15 protein-coding genes are annotated in these 13,874 nt (G+C 59.7%); 9 read left to right on the top strand and 6 right to left on the bottom strand.

Translation table 11 applies throughout. The features are described from left to right. Positions 1 to 13 precede the first annotated feature (13 nt). Positions 14 to 1,438, bottom strand: coding sequence for an MFS transporter (locus BLU52_RS18220; protein WP_090285508.1), 1,425 nt, complete (start codon positions 1,436 to 1,438; stop codon positions 14 to 16). Positions 1,439 to 1,563: 125 nt separating this feature from the next. After that, a complete protein-coding gene (locus BLU52_RS18215) occupies positions 1,564 to 2,001 on the bottom strand; it encodes a PACE efflux transporter (protein ID WP_090285506.1) in 438 nt (145 codons plus the stop codon). A gap of 122 nt (positions 2,002 to 2,123) precedes the next feature. Between BLU52_RS18215 and BLU52_RS18210 the strand changes: the two genes are divergently transcribed. Further along, on the top strand, positions 2,124 to 2,996 hold the full coding sequence (locus BLU52_RS18210; RefSeq protein WP_090285504.1) for a LysR family transcriptional regulator: 873 nt from the start codon (positions 2,124 to 2,126) through the stop codon (positions 2,994 to 2,996). 137 nt (positions 2,997 to 3,133) lie between these two features. Here the strand turns inward: BLU52_RS18210 and gntR are convergent, their stop codons facing one another. Further along, complete coding sequence (gntR, locus tag BLU52_RS18205; RefSeq protein WP_090285502.1) at positions 3,134 to 4,165, bottom strand: HTH-type transcriptional regulator GntR; 1,032 nt, start codon at positions 4,163 to 4,165, stop codon at positions 3,134 to 3,136. Between the two features lie 216 nt (positions 4,166 to 4,381). Here gntR and BLU52_RS18200 point away from each other — a divergent pair, with 216 nt between their 5' ends. After that, positions 4,382 to 4,915: a gluconokinase gene (locus BLU52_RS18200; protein ID WP_090285500.1), complete on the top strand. Its 534-nt coding sequence runs from the start codon at positions 4,382 to 4,384 to the stop codon at positions 4,913 to 4,915. An 82-nt stretch (positions 4,916 to 4,997) separates the two neighbouring features. After that, positions 4,998 to 6,350: a GntP family permease gene (locus BLU52_RS18195; RefSeq protein ID WP_090285498.1), complete on the top strand. Its 1,353-nt coding sequence runs from the start codon at positions 4,998 to 5,000 to the stop codon at positions 6,348 to 6,350. Positions 6,351 to 6,527: 177 nt separating this feature from the next. On the opposite strand, the gene alaC is transcribed toward BLU52_RS18195, so the two are convergent. Continuing rightward, complete coding sequence (alaC, locus tag BLU52_RS18190) at positions 6,528 to 7,745, bottom strand: alanine transaminase (protein WP_090285496.1); 1,218 nt, start codon at positions 7,743 to 7,745, stop codon at positions 6,528 to 6,530. Positions 7,746 to 7,884: 139 nt separating this feature from the next. Here alaC and BLU52_RS18185 point away from each other — a divergent pair, with 139 nt between their 5' ends. From BLU52_RS18185 to BLU52_RS18175, 3 genes are all read left to right on the top strand, one after another. Next, complete coding sequence (locus tag BLU52_RS18185) at positions 7,885 to 8,547, top strand: LysE family translocator (RefSeq protein WP_090285494.1); 663 nt, start codon at positions 7,885 to 7,887, stop codon at positions 8,545 to 8,547. 69 nt (positions 8,548 to 8,616) lie between these two features. Beyond that, positions 8,617 to 9,102, top strand: a complete 486-nt coding sequence (locus BLU52_RS18180) for a GyrI-like domain-containing protein (protein WP_090285491.1) — start codon at positions 8,617 to 8,619, stop codon at positions 9,100 to 9,102. Positions 9,103 to 9,187: 85 nt separating this feature from the next. Continuing rightward, on the top strand, positions 9,188 to 9,676 hold the full coding sequence (locus tag BLU52_RS18175; protein ID WP_090285489.1) for a GNAT family N-acetyltransferase: 489 nt from the start codon (positions 9,188 to 9,190) through the stop codon (positions 9,674 to 9,676). A gap of 269 nt (positions 9,677 to 9,945) precedes the next feature. On the opposite strand, the gene BLU52_RS18170 is transcribed toward BLU52_RS18175, so the two are convergent. Continuing rightward, a complete protein-coding gene (locus tag BLU52_RS18170; RefSeq protein WP_090285486.1) occupies positions 9,946 to 10,431 on the bottom strand; it encodes a GNAT family N-acetyltransferase in 486 nt (161 codons plus the stop codon). Positions 10,432 to 10,571: 140 nt separating this feature from the next. On the opposite strand from BLU52_RS18170, the gene BLU52_RS18165 reads away from it, so the two are divergent. From BLU52_RS18165 to BLU52_RS18155, 3 genes are read left to right on the top strand one after another with little or no spacing between them, the layout of a single operon-like run. Then, positions 10,572 to 10,997: a YybH family protein gene (locus BLU52_RS18165; RefSeq protein ID WP_090285484.1), complete on the top strand. Its 426-nt coding sequence runs from the start codon at positions 10,572 to 10,574 to the stop codon at positions 10,995 to 10,997. Positions 10,998 to 11,037: 40 nt separating this feature from the next. After that, a complete protein-coding gene (locus BLU52_RS18160; RefSeq protein ID WP_090285482.1) occupies positions 11,038 to 11,382 on the top strand; it encodes a YciI family protein in 345 nt (114 codons plus the stop codon). Continuing rightward, the gene (locus BLU52_RS18155) at positions 11,375 to 12,610 is read left to right on the top strand and encodes an RNA polymerase sigma factor (protein ID WP_090285480.1); all 1,236 of its coding nucleotides are present in this window, start codon (positions 11,375 to 11,377) and stop codon (positions 12,608 to 12,610) included. Before BLU52_RS18160 ends, BLU52_RS18155 begins: the two co-directional genes overlap by 8 nt. A gap of 335 nt (positions 12,611 to 12,945) precedes the next feature. Here the strand turns inward: BLU52_RS18155 and BLU52_RS18150 are convergent, their stop codons facing one another. Then, a complete protein-coding gene (locus BLU52_RS18150; protein WP_090285478.1) occupies positions 12,946 to 13,800 on the bottom strand; it encodes a LysR family transcriptional regulator in 855 nt (284 codons plus the stop codon). Positions 13,801 to 13,874 lie beyond the last annotated feature (74 nt).

Below are 13,874 nucleotides of genomic sequence, written 5' to 3'. Positions count from 1 at the left end.
GCGCAGGCGCTGTTCAACGATGGGCAATATTCTCCAACGCCAGATTACGCGTGCGCGGGCCGAACCAGCCGATGGTCAACATCACGATCAACATGCTGCTGACAATGAACGCCAGCACGCCCGGCGTACCGAAGTTGTCGAGAAACAAGCCGATCAACAAACTGCTGAACACCGTCGACAAACGACTGAACGAATAGCAGAAGCCGACCGCGCGGGCGCGGATGTTGGTCGGGAACAGTTCGCTCTGGTAGGAGTGATAGCTGAAGCTCAGCCAGGCGTTGCAGAAGGTAATCATCACCCCGCAGAAGATAAGCCCGACGGCGCTGGTCTGCAGGGCGAACAGGGTCCCGAAGGTCATCGCGCCGAGGGCCGAGCCGACGATCTGCCATTTGTTCTCGAAGCGGTTGGCGAACTTCACAAACAACAACGGCCCGAGCGGGTAGGCGAGGGTGATGATGAAGGCGTACATCAGGCTGTGGGTGACGCTCACGCCTTGACCTGAAAGCAGCGCCGGCAGCCAGTTGCCGAAACCGAAGAAGCCAATCGCCTGGAAAATGTGAAAGACGATCAGCATCAGCGCGCGGCGGCGATACGGTGGTTGCCAGATATCAGCAAAACGGCCCTTGCCTTCGACATCGACCGGCACCGCTTCGGGCGCATCCAGCGCTTTGCCGTGATCTTTTGCGCAGCGCGCTTCGAGGTGGTCGAGGATCCGGTTGGCCTCGTCGAAACGACCATGCTGCGCCAGCCAGCGCGGCGATTCTGGCAGGCGTTTGCGCAGCCACCAGATGAACAGCGCAAACACCGCGCTGGCCAGCACCACCCAGCGCCAGCCGGAAATACCGAACGGCGCCTGCGGCACCAGCCACCACGACATCAACGCCACCGCCGGCACCGAGAGGAATTGCACGAAAAACGCAAAGGCAAACGCCGAGCTGCGCATGCGTTTGGGCACCAGTTCCGAGAGGTAGGCGTCGATGGTCACCAACTCGATGCCCAGACCGATACCCACCAGAAAACGCATGCCGATGATGCCCAGCGCCGAGGTCTGAATCCCCATCAACACCGTCGCCACCGTGTACCAGATCAGCGCGAAAGTGAAAATTGCCCGGCGCCCGAAACGATCCGCCAACGGACTGAGCAGGCTGGCACCGAGAAACAGGCCGAGAAACGTCGCCGAGGCGAACGCCGCCTGATCGGAAAAACCGAACACGCCCTGATTGCCGGTGGCAAACAGGCCATCACGGATCAGGCCGGGGCTGATGTAGGCGGTCTGGAACAGATCGTAGAGTTCGAAAAATCCACCGATCGACAGCAACGCCACCAGGCGCCAGATCGTGGCGACGGCGGGCAGCCGATCGATGCGGGCGGAAATCTCCGCAGCGCGGACCGGGTCGATGCCGTCACTGTGTGCGGCGGCGGATGCGTGAGCAGTCATAAGCTGATCCATTTTTTATTGATGGAAAAGCTTAGCCTGCTATCGGAGTTAACGGATTGTGAATATCGGCGGTTAAATCGGTTAAACCGCTGATTTCACGCGATATCTGCTTACGAATTAGCGATTTATGCCGCAGCAGAATCGGGCAGCGCCGAGCTCGGCAGACCGAAGATCCGGTCGAACAGCCAGTTGAACACGAACGTGTAGCACGGGATAAAGATGATCAGCGCCAGATCCAGCAGGAATGCCTGCACCAGACTGATGTTCATCCACCAAGCTATCAGCGGAATCAGAAACACGATCAGCGTCAGTTGAAAGCCGACCGCATGGGCGATGCGCCGTTTGACCGTGCGGGTGCGGGATACCTGGCGGCTTTCCCAGCGTTCGAACAACGAGGTGTAGATGAAATTCCAGGTCACGGCGATGCTGGTGATGATCACCGCCAGCGGCCCGGTGCTGCCCGGCGATGTGCCCGACAACAAGGCCAGGCCGAGGGCCGAGAAGGTCATGCCGATCACTTCGTAGAGCGACACGTAGACCAGTTTGCGTTTCACGCCTTGCATGCAGATTTGCCTCTTTCTCGCTGGATAGTGGCCAGCAGGGCTGGCGAAAGCGATGAAAGATAGCTTCAATAGAGCTGACAGAAAAAGTCAGTAGCTTTCAGTTTTATTGACAGGTGAGAAATTTGAATTTCAACAGCGACAGCATCGAGTTGTTTCTCGCGGTGATCGAGCGCGGCTCGTTCTCCGCCGCCGCACGGCAGTTGGGCAGGGTGCCGTCGGCGGTGAGCATGGGCATTGCCAACCTCGAAGCCGAGCTCGGTTACTCGTTGTTCGACCGCAGCCATCGCGAACCGCAACCCACGGCGATGGCCCAGTCTTTGGTACCGCACGCGCGATTGATCGCCGAACAGCTCAAACAGCTGCAAGTACACGCGGTGGAGTTGTCACTGGGGCTGGAAAGCAGGTTGTCGATGGGCGTGGTCGCCGACATTGATCGACGCCGTTTGCTCACAGCGATCAAAGTGATTGCCGAGCGTTATCCGCTGCTCGACATCGAAGTGCTGACAGCGCCGCAGGATGACGTACTGGCAATGTTGCACAGTGGTCGAGTCGGTCTGTGCCTGGCGTTCGCCGGGTTGCGCATGAACGTGCTGGAGCGTTTCCAGTTTGTCGGCAATGAACGGATGATCGCCACGCTGGCGGCGGACAGTCCGTTGTTGCAGGGGCGGGATGTGTTTCTCGAGGATCTGGTCCAGGTGCGGCAGATCATCGTTGCCAGCCGTGACCTGCCGATCAGCGAAACGCGACCGCTGGTGGCGCAATCGTATTGGCGCACCGACAGCCTGGAAGCGGCGATGGACATGGTCGAGGCGGGATTGGGCTGGGGTAATTTCCCGCTGTCGGTGGTGCAGCCACGACTGGACGCAGGGCGCTTGCAACGGCTGAATTTCCGCAACATTGAGAACGGCCTGGTGATGCCGGTGCATGCGGTGTGGCTCAAGAGCCAGCCGTTGCAGAAGGGCGCGCAGGCCTTGGTCGACCAACTCAGCCACTGAAGTGGGTGGAGATCCTTTGTAGGAGTGAGCCTGCTCGCGATAGCGGTGTATCAGTGACACGTATGTGGTTGACACACCGCTATCGCGAGCAGGCTCACTCCTACAGGAATTGTGTTTCAACTCTGGATTTTTGCGGGTCAGGTACTTTCGCGAATCTTCAGCTCAAAGCCCATATCTTCCATCGGCCGCGCCACCTTGTTCCCCGCCATCAATGTCAGCATCTGCTCTGCCGCGCGCCGGCCGATCGCCTCGCGCGGGGTGTTGATGCTGCTCAGGCGCGGCACCATGTGCTCGGACATCGGCAGGTCATTGAAACCAAGAATCGCCACCTGTTCGGGGATCTTGATGCCATTGCGCAGCGCTTCGAGCAAGGCGCCCTGGGCGAGGTCGTCGTTGCCAAAGAAAATCGCATCGACGTCCGGATGCGCCGCCAGCAATTGCAAAAACAACTCGCCGCCCAAGCCCACCGATGAAGATCGCGGTGTCAGCACTTCCAGATCCGGGTCGTAACGGCCGGCCTTCTGCAACGCCCGGCGAAAGCCCTCACCGCGTAGCAGGGTGCGCTGATCGAGTTGCGCGCCAATGTAGGCCAAGCGTTTGCGCCCGCGAGACAGCAGGTGTTCGGCGGCAGTTTCCCCGGCGCTCAACTGCGAAAAACCCACGCAATTCACTCCGGCAGCACTGTCCAGCTCCATCATATACACGCAGGGAATGTTGCTGACTTCGATCATCCGCCGCGAACTTTCCGTGCGATCAAATCCGGTCAGCAAAAAGCCGCGCGGCTGATAGGCCATGTAGTTGCGCAGCAGGTTTTCTTCTTCATCGCGCGAGTAGTGGAAGTTGCCGATCAGCACTTCGAAGCCCTTCGGCGTCAGCACCCGATGAATGGCTTCCAGCGTGTCGATGAACAGCAGGTTGGACAGCGACGGCACCAGCACGACGACCGAATGGCTCTGCGCCGAAGCCAGTGCGCGGGCGGCCGGGTTGACCACGTAGTTGAGTTCGAGCGCGGCTTTCTGCACTTTTTCCACGAGTTCGGTGGCCACGGTGCTGACGCCGCGCAGGGCTCGGGAGGCGGTAATCGGGCTGACGCCGGCCAGGCGGGCAACTTCATTAAGGGTGGGACGGCCGGTGGTGCGGGTATTTTTATCGTTCTTGGGGGAGGTCATCGGGCGGCTTGCCAAACAAAAATCAAGGCACTAAGGTAGCGCTGTCCTGATGCAGCTGCAAATGCGTGAGCGAGGTCCTGCCTGATCTCGGCTCTTTAGCGTTGGGAACGAACCTGCTGCAACCCAAAAAAACGACAAGAAGGCGTCGGCAACTTCTGCCTGTGCACTAGAGTCATAGCTAGCAAAGGTAGCGCTGTCTGCGCGCTGAGGTGTTATATGAGTCATCCCATCACCGCCCTGGTCATCATGGGCGTTGCCGGTTGCGGCAAGACGTGCGTCAGCGAGGCCCTGTGCCATTTGAGCGGCGCCACTGCCATTGAAGGCGATACTTTTCATCCGGCCGCGAACATCGAAAAGATGAGCGCGGGGATCCCCCTGAACGACGACGACCGTGCCGGCTGGCTCGACAGCCTGTGCGAGGAGCTGCGCCGCGTTGACGCCACGGGCCAGCGCCCGGTGCTGACCTGCTCGGCCCTCAAACACAGTTATCGCGAAATCCTGCGCAGTGCCTTGCCGGGCCTGGGCTTCGTGTTCCTTGAATTGACCCCTGAAGTTGCCGCCGAGCGTGTGTCTCATCGTCCGGGCCACTTCATGCCGGCCACGTTGATCGAAAGCCAGTTCGCCACCCTCGAATCGCCCAAAGGCGAGCCGTTGACCCTGGCGTTGAACGCTTCGATCCACAGCGTCGAAGAACTGGCAGAGCAAGCTCACGTCTGGTGGCAGGCCAATGGCCTGAAACAGGCGGTATGAGTGTGTTCATGCAGATAGCGCTGTCCTTACGACTTCTGATTAACCCGCTTTAATAACAACAACAAACCAGGAGACACCCCCAATGTTTGGCATGTCCCACGACGCCTACCTGCTGCTTGATGCAGTGGTCACGGTGATCGGACTCATCATCCTGATCACCAAGTTCAAGATTCACCCCTTCATTGCCCTGACCATCGCCGCCGCGTTCCTCGGCCTGACGTCCGGCATGCCGATCGGCACCATCATCAAAGCGTTCCAGGACGGCTTCGGTGGCGTGCTCGGTTTCGTCGGCATCATTCTGGCGCTGGGCACCATGCTCGGCAAAATGATGGCCGAATCGGGCGGGGCGGATCAGATTGCCCAGACCCTGATTCGTGCGTTCGGCAAGGACAAGGTCCAGTGGGCAATGATGTTCGCCGCGTTTCTGGTCGGCATCCCGCTGTTCTTCGAAATCGGCTTCGTACTGCTGATTCCGCTGGTGTTCATTGTGGCGCGTCGCACCGGTGTGTCGATCATCAAGATCGGTATCCCGCTGCTCGCCGGCCTGTCCGCTGTACACGGTCTGGTGCCACCACACCCGGGTCCGCTGCTGGCCATCGGCGTGTTCGGCGCTGACATCGGCAAGACCATTCTCTACGGTCTGATCGTTGCGCTGCCGACCGCGATCATCGCCGGTCCGATCTTCGGTACGTTCATTGCCAAGCACATTCCCGGTCACCCGAATCAAGAACTGGTCGATCAACTGGCCCGCGAAAACGACTCGACCGATCTGCCAAGCTTCGGCATCACCCTGGTCACCGTGCTGCTGCCGGTGTTCCTGATGCTGCTGAAAACCTTCGCTGACGTGGCGCTGCCGGACGGTAACTTCTTCCGTACCTGGATGGACATGATCGGCCACCCGATCTCGGCGCTGCTGCTGGCGTTGCTGCTGTCGCTGTACACCTTCGGCTACAAACAGGGCATCGGCTCCAACCAGATGCTCAAGTGGCTGGATGCGAGCCTGGCGCCAACCGCCGCGATCATTCTGATCATCGGTGCTGGCGGCGGTTTCAAGCAGATGCTGGTCACCAGCGGTGTGGGCGACGTGATCGGTCACATGGCGGTCAGCGCGCAAATCTCGCCGATCCTGCTGGCGTGGCTGGTGGCGGCGGTGATCCGTATCGCTACCGGTTCGGCCACCGTGGCGACCATCACCGGCGCCGGCATTGTGGTGCCGGTAGTGGGCATGATTCCAGGCGTCAACCGTGAGCTGCTGGTACTCGCGACCGGCGCCGGTTCGCTGATCCTGTCGCACGTCAACGACGCTGGTTTCTGGCTGGTCAAGCAGTACTTCAACATGACCGTGGCCGAAACCTTCAAGACCTGGACCGCGATGGAAACCATCCTGTCGGTGGTCGGCCTGGGCTTTATTCTGCTGTTGTCGCTGTTCGTTTAAACCGCTGCTCGCAGGCACAAAAAAACCGCAGCGATGCGGTTTTTTTGTGCCTGAAATCTCAAGGCTAAATACATTCCCATGTAGGAGTGAGCCTGCTCGCGATAGCGGTGTGTCAGTGCCATTTACGGTGACTGACACACCGCTATCGCGAGCAGGCTCACTCCTACAGGTCTTGCGTTAGACGCCAGATTTTGCGACTAGGCCATCCGCGCGGAACATCCCGCGAATCCCGCGCACGGCCTGGCGGATGCGGTCCTGGTTTTCGATCAGCGCGAAGCGCACGTGATCATCGCCATACTCGCCAAACCCCACCCCCGGCGAAACGCAGACCTTGGCTTCGGCGAGCAGTTTCTTGGCGAATTCCAGCGAACCCAGGTGCGCATACGCCTGGGGAATCTTCGCCCAGACATACATCGATGCCTTCGGATTCTCGACCATCCAGCCCAGCTCATGCAGGCCCTTGACCAGCACGTTGCGGCGCTGGCGATACTGCTCGGCGATGTCGCGCACGCACTGCTGATCGCCTTCCAGCGCAGCGATTGCGGCCACTTGCAGCGGGGTGAACGTGCCGTAGTCGTGGTAGCTCTTGATCCGTGCCAGAGCGTTGACCAGTTCCGGGTTGCCGACCATGAAACCGATGCGCCAACCGGCCATGTTGTAACTCTTGGACAGGGTGAAGAACTCCACCGCAATGTCCTTGGCCCCCGGTACCTGCATGATCGACGGGGCTTTCCAGCCGTCGTAGACGATGTCGGCGTAGGCCAGATCGTGGATCACCAGCACGTCGTACTGCTTGGCGAGGGCGATCACCCGTTCGAAGAAATCCAGCTCCACGCACTGCGCGGTCGGGTTCGACGGGAAGCCGAGAATCATCATTTTCGGCTTGGGAATCGAGCCGCGAATCGCCCGTTCCAGTTCGTCGAAGAAGTCCACGCCCGGCACCAGTGGGACCGAACGCACCTGGGCACCGGCAATCACCGCGCCGTAAATGTGAATCGGGTAGCTCGGGTTCGGCACCAGCACGGTGTCGCCCTGATCCAGGGTCGCCAGCATCAGATGCGCCAGGCCTTCCTTGGAGCCAATGGTGACGATGGCTTCGCTTTCCGGGTCGATATCGACTTCGTAGCGTTGCTTGTACCAGTTGGAAATCGCCCGGCGCAGGCGCGGAATGCCTTTGGAGGTCGAGTAACCGTGAGTGTCTTCGCGTTGGGCGACTTGCACGAGTTTTTCGACGATGTGCGGCGGCGTGGCGCCGTCCGGGTTGCCCATGCTCAAGTCGATGATGTCTTCACCACGACGCCTGGCAGCCATCTTCAGCTCGGCGGTGATGTTGAAAACGTACGGGGGGAGTCGATCGATGCGCGCAAAGCGGCGCGGCAAACCTTGTTCGGCCATTGTTGCCTCGGATAACGTAAGCGCCCGGAACCGTCCGAGCGACGCTGGTCACTGCGGTGACCTGTGGCGGACGATAAGGGGGCTGATGGCATACTGTCCAGCCTGTTTGTAAACATTTTTTTCCGAAGGAAATCGGTCAATGGAATTCACCAGCGGCTTCTTGCTGAGCCTTTCGCTGTGCCTGGACATCGGCGTGGCCAACATCGCGATGATCACCCTGGCCATGCAACGCGGCTATTTTCAGGGCTTTGCGCTGGGCCTCGGCACCTGCGTCGGCGACCTGATTTATGCGATGCTGGCGCTGGCCGGGATGACCGTTTTGCTGCAATACGAAACGGTGCGCTGGGTGTTGTGGATCGGTGGTTCGGCACTGTTGATCTACTTTGCGGCGAAGATGATTTACTCGGCGATTCACCATGAAGCGCAGTTGGCGGCCACGGCAGAAGTGGGGCACAACTCCCATCGCAAGGAGTTTTTCCGGGGGATCTTTCTCGCCATGTCGTCGCCGAGTGCGATTCTCTGGTTTGCGGCGGTTGGCGGCACATTGATCGCCCGTTCCGGAGGCGGCGGCCCGTTGAGTTCGGCGCTGTTTCTCGGCGGTTTCCTCTGCGCCGGGCTGCTGTGGTCGGCCGGTCTGTGCTTCGCCGCCAGCCACGGTGGCAAGCTGCTGGGCGACAAGCTGTTGCGCTATTCCTACCTCGCATCGGCGGCGATCTTCTGCTATTTCGCGGTCTACGTGATCCTTTCCGGCTATAACGAATTTGTCGGTTCGGGCGCCGCCGAGCAGTTGCACACGCTGTGATCGTGCGAAACGGTTCGGGCTTTCTATACTCCCAGCCGAACCCACTTTTGTGTACCAAGGAGTCGTGTCATGGATGAGCAAACACGCGTCGAAGTGGCAAAACCTCGCTTCGAACACGGGCCGTTTCTGCTGATCGCTGGATTCGGCGGACGATTCACCCAGGATTCCACCGAAGACATCCCGGCGCTGTGGGAAAAACTCATTCCGCACCTGGGGAAAATTCCCGCGCAGGTTAATGAAGTGACCTACGGCGTCTGCTGCAATGCGGACGGCAAGGGCGGCTTCGAGTACATCGCTGGTGTGCAGATCGACAAGCTTGATGAGCTGCCGCAGAAGTACCGTTGGGTTGAAATTCAGCCGCAGCATTACGCGGTCTTTGAACACAAGGGGCCATTGGAGCAACTGCCGGAGACGTTTCAGTACATCTGGAACACCTGGCTGCCGCAATCGGGCCGTGAAGCAGCAGATGCCCCGGAATTCGAGCGTTACAGCGCAGATTTCAATCCGAAACTGCGCACCGGTACGCTGGAAATCTGGTTGCCACTCAAACCCTGAGAGCTACCCATCGAGGCGGATCATGTCCGCCCCGGTTGATCTGCTTTATGCTTGGCGACCTCAATTCCAATGATTTCGAGTTGCCATGAACACCGTCATCCGTAACGTCACCGCCGCCGATCTGGACCGCTGCTACGCCATCGAAACCGTTGCCTACGAAGGCGACGAAGCCGCGACCCGCGAGAAGATCGCCACGCGCATCGCCACCTGGCCGGAAGGTTTTATCGTCGCCGAGGTGGATGGCGAGGTGGCCGGTTTCGTCAATTCTGGCGCGGCGTTCGATGTGCAGATGTCCGATGAAGCGTTCAAGGAACTGATAGGCCACGACCCGAAAGGGCCGAACGTGGTGATCATGTCGGTGGTTGTGCACCCGGATTATCAGGGCCAAGGGTTGGCCAAGCGCTTGCTGGCCGAGTTCATCGAACGCATGAGGGGGATGGATAAAGCGACTATTCACCTGATGTGCAAGGAGCAACACATCCCGCTGTATGCCGGGTTTGGGTTTGCCTACATCAAACCCTCGGAGTCCGACCACGGCGGCATGGCGTGGCACGAAATGATCCTGACCCTCTAATTCAAAACACCAAATAAAAACTGTGGGAAACAGCCTGCTGCTCCTACAGTTTTTGTGTTTGGCGAGACCTCGCTGAATCACCGCTAAACCCCTGTGGGAGCTAGCCTGCTAGCGATTACGGTGTGTCAGTCAGCAGATTTTTTCTGATTGGACGCCATCGCCAGCAGGCTGGCTCCCACCCTGTTTTGTGCTCGGCTCAATCTCACTGAATCACTGTGAAACCCCTGTAGGAGCTAGCCTGCTAGCGATTGCTGGCCTCTCTCTACGAGTTAGAAAAACAGCCCCATGCGCCGCTCGTAACCGATCCGGCCCTTGTACGCCTCGCCGCTGTCGACGTAGCCATGTTTGGCATACAGCGCGATGGCCGCTTCGTTGTCGGCGTCAACCGACAGTTCCAGCCCCCGGATTTCCGGCCAGGCTTCACGCGCGACGGCGGGCAGCGCTTGCAGGCAAGCCTTGCCGTAACCCTTGCCTTGCGCACGGTAATCGACCTGTAACGCATGCAATGTGGCGCTGTGCTCATTGGCCCAATCGGGCAATGCCGGAGGACGTTTAAGCAGCAGGAACGCCACCGGCACCTCGTCCGCCAGCAGGGCGAAACCTTTTACACCGGGGCCGGGTTTTGACAGCAGCGTGTGCAAGGCGCCGTGGATATCGCCGGAGAATTTGATCTGCTCGGCGTGGATTTCAATCGCCTCGACTTGCTGACGCTGCAAGGCATTCAAGCTGTCGTACGGTACGAGTCTGGCTGACACGGGAATTTCCTTTTTCCTACAAAGAGTGAGCCTCGGATTCTAGCGATATTGGCGTCGTGAAATATTTTTGTTTGGCCTGTCGATCTGCGAAAAGCACAAACGACTAAGGGTGTCTTCCCACAAAAACCACGGAGAACACCATGAACGCACACAGCGAAATCCAGACCCTGATCAACACCTATCGCGAAGCGGTGATGACCAAGGACGTCGAAAAAGTCATGGCCCTGTACGCCGACGACATCGTCTCGTTCGACGCGATCAAGGCCCTGCAATTCAAGGGCAAAGCGGCGTACCGAGCGCATTGGGTCGAGTGCATGGAAATGTGCCCCGGCCCGCACGTTTTCGAGTTTCAGGAAATCGCCATCGAAAGCGCCGACACCATCGCCTTCGCTCACTGGGTCGCCAATTGCGGCGGGACCAATGAAAAAGGCGAAACCCAGAGCTGCTGGATGCGCGTTACCGCGTGTTATCGGCAGGTCGGCGGGGCGTGGAAAATCGTCCATGAGCACTGGTCGGCGCCGTTCGATCCGATGAGCGGCGCGACCCTGTTCGATGTGCAGCCCTGATCTTCAGCCATAGTTGAACCGTTCGAATCAGGAGAATGCCATGAAATATTTATGCCTGGTCTACAGCGACGAGCGCCTGCTGCATTCGTCGCCCGACAGCCCCGAAGACGCCGAGTGCTGGGCCTACGCCGAGTCGATCCAGGGAAGCGGGCGCATGGTCGCCGCCGAAGCGCTGGAGTCGGTGCAGACCGCCACCACGGTCAGAATGCGCAACGGCAAACTGTCGATCACCGACGGGCCGTTTGCCGAAACCAAGGAGCAACTGGCCGGGTTCTACCTGATCGACGCCAAGGATCTCAACGAAGCGATCCATGTCGCCGGCAACATTCCGGCAGCGCGGGTCGGCAGCGTTGAGGTGCGACCGGTGCGGCAGTTGAATGTCTGACGTTCGCGCGCGGGTCGAGCAGGTCTACCGCCAGGATTCGCGGCGGATTCTGGCGACGCTGATCCGCCTGCTCGGTGATTTCGACCTCGCCGAAGAAGCCTTGCATGAGGCGTTTTTCGTCGCGGTCGAGCGCTGGCAGCGCGACGGCGTGCCGGACAACCCGCGCACCTGGCTGGTCTCGACCGGGCGCTTCAAGGCGATTGATGTGTTGCGTCGGCGCGCGCGTTTCAAGGCTTCGCAACCGTTGTTGCTGGCGCAACTGGAAGAACTCGAACAGGCCGACTGGAGTGGCGAGGATGTGGAAGACGATCGCCTGCGGCTGATCTTCACTTGCTGTCACCCGGCGCTGGCGGCGGATGCGCAAGTGCCGCTGACCTTGCGTGAAGTCTGCGACCTGACCACCGAAGAAATCGCCCGCGCCTTTCTTTCTGCGCCGGCGGCGATCGCCCAGCGCATCGTGCGCGCGAAAGCCAAGATCCGTGACGCGAAAATCCCTTATCAAGTGCCCAGCCTGAAGGAGTTGCCCGAACGCCTCGACAGCGTGTTGCGGGTGATTTATCTGGTATTCAACGAAGGTTATTCGGCGTCGATCGGCCTTGAGCTGACCCGCGAAGACCTCACACGCGAGGCCATTCGCCTCGGGCGCCTGTTAATGGAATTGCTGCCGGAGCCGGAAGTGATCGGGCTGCTGGCGCTGATGCTGTTGCACGAGTCGCGGCGACCGGCACGCACCACGCCGAGCGGCGAACTGGTGTTGCTGGATGATCAGGATCGCGCATTGTGGGACGCCGGGTTGATCGCCGAAGGTTGTGCACTGGTCGAGCGCGCGCTGAGTACTCGGCGGTTTGGCCCGTATTGTTTGCAGGCGGCGATTGCCGCGGTGCACGCCGAGGCACCCAATGCGGCGCAAACCGATTGGGTGCAGATCGTCGGGCTGTATGACGTGTTGCTGCGGGCGCTGCCGTCGCCGGTGATCGAGTTGAATCGCGCGGTGGCGGTGGCCAAGCGCGATGGGCCGTTGGCCGGGCTGAGTCTGATTGAAGGGATTTTGCAGCGTGGCGACTTGCAGGATTACCACTTGGCGCATTCGGCACGGGCGGAGTTTTGTCGGCAGCTGGGCCGGGTGGCCGAGGCGCAGCAGGCGTATCAGCGGGCGTTGGCGTTGACTCGCCAAGAACCTGAGCGGCGTTTTATTGAACGGCGTTTGAGCGAAATTGGACTGACCTGAGATCTCACCGGCGGTGCCGGCCTCATCGCTAGCAGGCTAGCTCCCACAGGTGTCGAGGGTGTCCATGAGTATTGTGTACGACTCGGACATTGTGGGAGCTAGCCTGCTAGCGATTGGCAGCGCCACTATTCCAGCATCAGGCTAGCTCCCACAGGTGTCGAGGGTGTCCATGAGTATTGTGTACGACTCGGACATTGTGGGAGCTAGCCTGCTAGCGATTGGCAGCGCGACTATTCCAGCATCAGGCTGGCTCCCACAGGTGTCGAGGGTGTCCATGAATATTGTGCACGACTCGGACATAGTGGGAGCTAGCCTGCTAGCGATTGGCAGCGCCACTATTCCAGCATTTTCCCCAACAACCAACTTCCCGCCGGCCCCGGTGGATACAGGCGTGACCAGAGGGCATCGACAAACACCGGTTTCGGCCAGCCGCGCACGTTCAGCTCCACCAGCAACTCATTGCCATAACGCTGCGCCAACCAGCGCGGCAGCGGTGCCCAGCCAAAACCTTTCTCGGCCATTTCCAGCAACATCAAATAACTCGGCGCCGACCACACCCGGCCTTTGCCACGGCTGTCATACGGATTGACGATGGTCGCCAGGCGCAACTCGCGATGCTCCTCAAGCCGTTGCTGATCCACCTGTTCAAGCTTGGCCAGCGCATGCTCGCGATTGACGAACAGGGCAATCTCGGTGCGTTCGGCCACGGTCGAGGTCACCAGATCTGGCGGGTAATGTTCCTGCATTTCGGCGAAGGCCAGATGCGCGCGGCCGCGCTGGACCAGTTCGATCAAGTCCTCGCATTCAGCGATCAGACATTCCAGTTGCAAATCCGGATAGCGCTGCTCGAACTCCACCAGCGCCGCCTCGAAACGATACGACTGATAGGTGTCGGAAATCGCCACCGTCAGCTTCGGCTCAACCCCTTGTGACAATTGCCGTGCGGTCATTTCCAGACGATTGCTCGCCGCCAGAATCGCCTCGGCCCGTTGCAGCAGCACATGCCCGGCCGGGGTTAGCGTCGGTTTGCGGCTGCTGCGGTCGAACAGCACAACATCCAGATCAATCTCAAGACTCGCTACCGCCGCGCTGATGGTCGACTGACTGCGCCCCAATTTGCGCGCCGCCGCGGAAAACGAACCTTGCGTCGCCGCCTGCACGAACGCCAACAGCACTTCCTGCGAAATCATCAACTATCGCCTTGATCGATGGTTATTGGTTATGAAGTATCGGTTCGAGGGTTGATCATGGCAACCATCTTCAC

It is taken from the genome of Pseudomonas granadensis (genome assembly GCF_900105485.1).
Lineage (GTDB): Bacteria > Pseudomonadota > Gammaproteobacteria > Pseudomonadales > Pseudomonadaceae > Aquipseudomonas > Aquipseudomonas granadensis.
This window is presented reverse-complemented; position numbering and strand designations above follow the sequence as displayed.

Bases quoted from the DNA above. Each gene is read 5' to 3' on its own strand.
- BLU52_RS18220 (WP_090285508.1), bottom strand. From the start codon at position 1,438: ATGACTGCTCACGCATCCGCCGCCGCACACAGTGACGGCATCGACCCG.
- BLU52_RS18215 (WP_090285506.1), bottom strand. From the start codon at position 2,001: ATGCAAGGCGTGAAACGCAAACTGGTCTACGTGTCGCTCTACGAAGTG.
- gntR (WP_090285502.1), bottom strand. From the start codon at position 4,165: ATGACCTCCCCCAAGAACGATAAAAATACCCGCACCACCGGCCGTCCC.
- BLU52_RS18200 (WP_090285500.1), top strand. From the start codon at position 4,382: ATGAGTCATCCCATCACCGCCCTGGTCATCATGGGCGTTGCCGGTTGC.
- BLU52_RS18195 (WP_090285498.1), top strand. From the start codon at position 4,998: ATGTTTGGCATGTCCCACGACGCCTACCTGCTGCTTGATGCAGTGGTC.
- alaC (WP_090285496.1), bottom strand. From the start codon at position 7,745: ATGGCCGAACAAGGTTTGCCGCGCCGCTTTGCGCGCATCGATCGACTC.
- BLU52_RS18185 (WP_090285494.1), top strand. From the start codon at position 7,885: ATGGAATTCACCAGCGGCTTCTTGCTGAGCCTTTCGCTGTGCCTGGAC.
- BLU52_RS18180 (WP_090285491.1), top strand. From the start codon at position 8,617: ATGGATGAGCAAACACGCGTCGAAGTGGCAAAACCTCGCTTCGAACAC.
- BLU52_RS18175 (WP_090285489.1), top strand. From the start codon at position 9,188: ATGAACACCGTCATCCGTAACGTCACCGCCGCCGATCTGGACCGCTGC.
- BLU52_RS18165 (WP_090285484.1), top strand. From the start codon at position 10,572: ATGAACGCACACAGCGAAATCCAGACCCTGATCAACACCTATCGCGAA.
- BLU52_RS18160 (WP_090285482.1), top strand. From the start codon at position 11,038: ATGAAATATTTATGCCTGGTCTACAGCGACGAGCGCCTGCTGCATTCG.
- BLU52_RS18155 (WP_090285480.1), top strand. From the start codon at position 11,375: ATGTCTGACGTTCGCGCGCGGGTCGAGCAGGTCTACCGCCAGGATTCG.
- BLU52_RS18150 (WP_090285478.1), bottom strand. From the start codon at position 13,800: ATGATTTCGCAGGAAGTGCTGTTGGCGTTCGTGCAGGCGGCGACGCAA.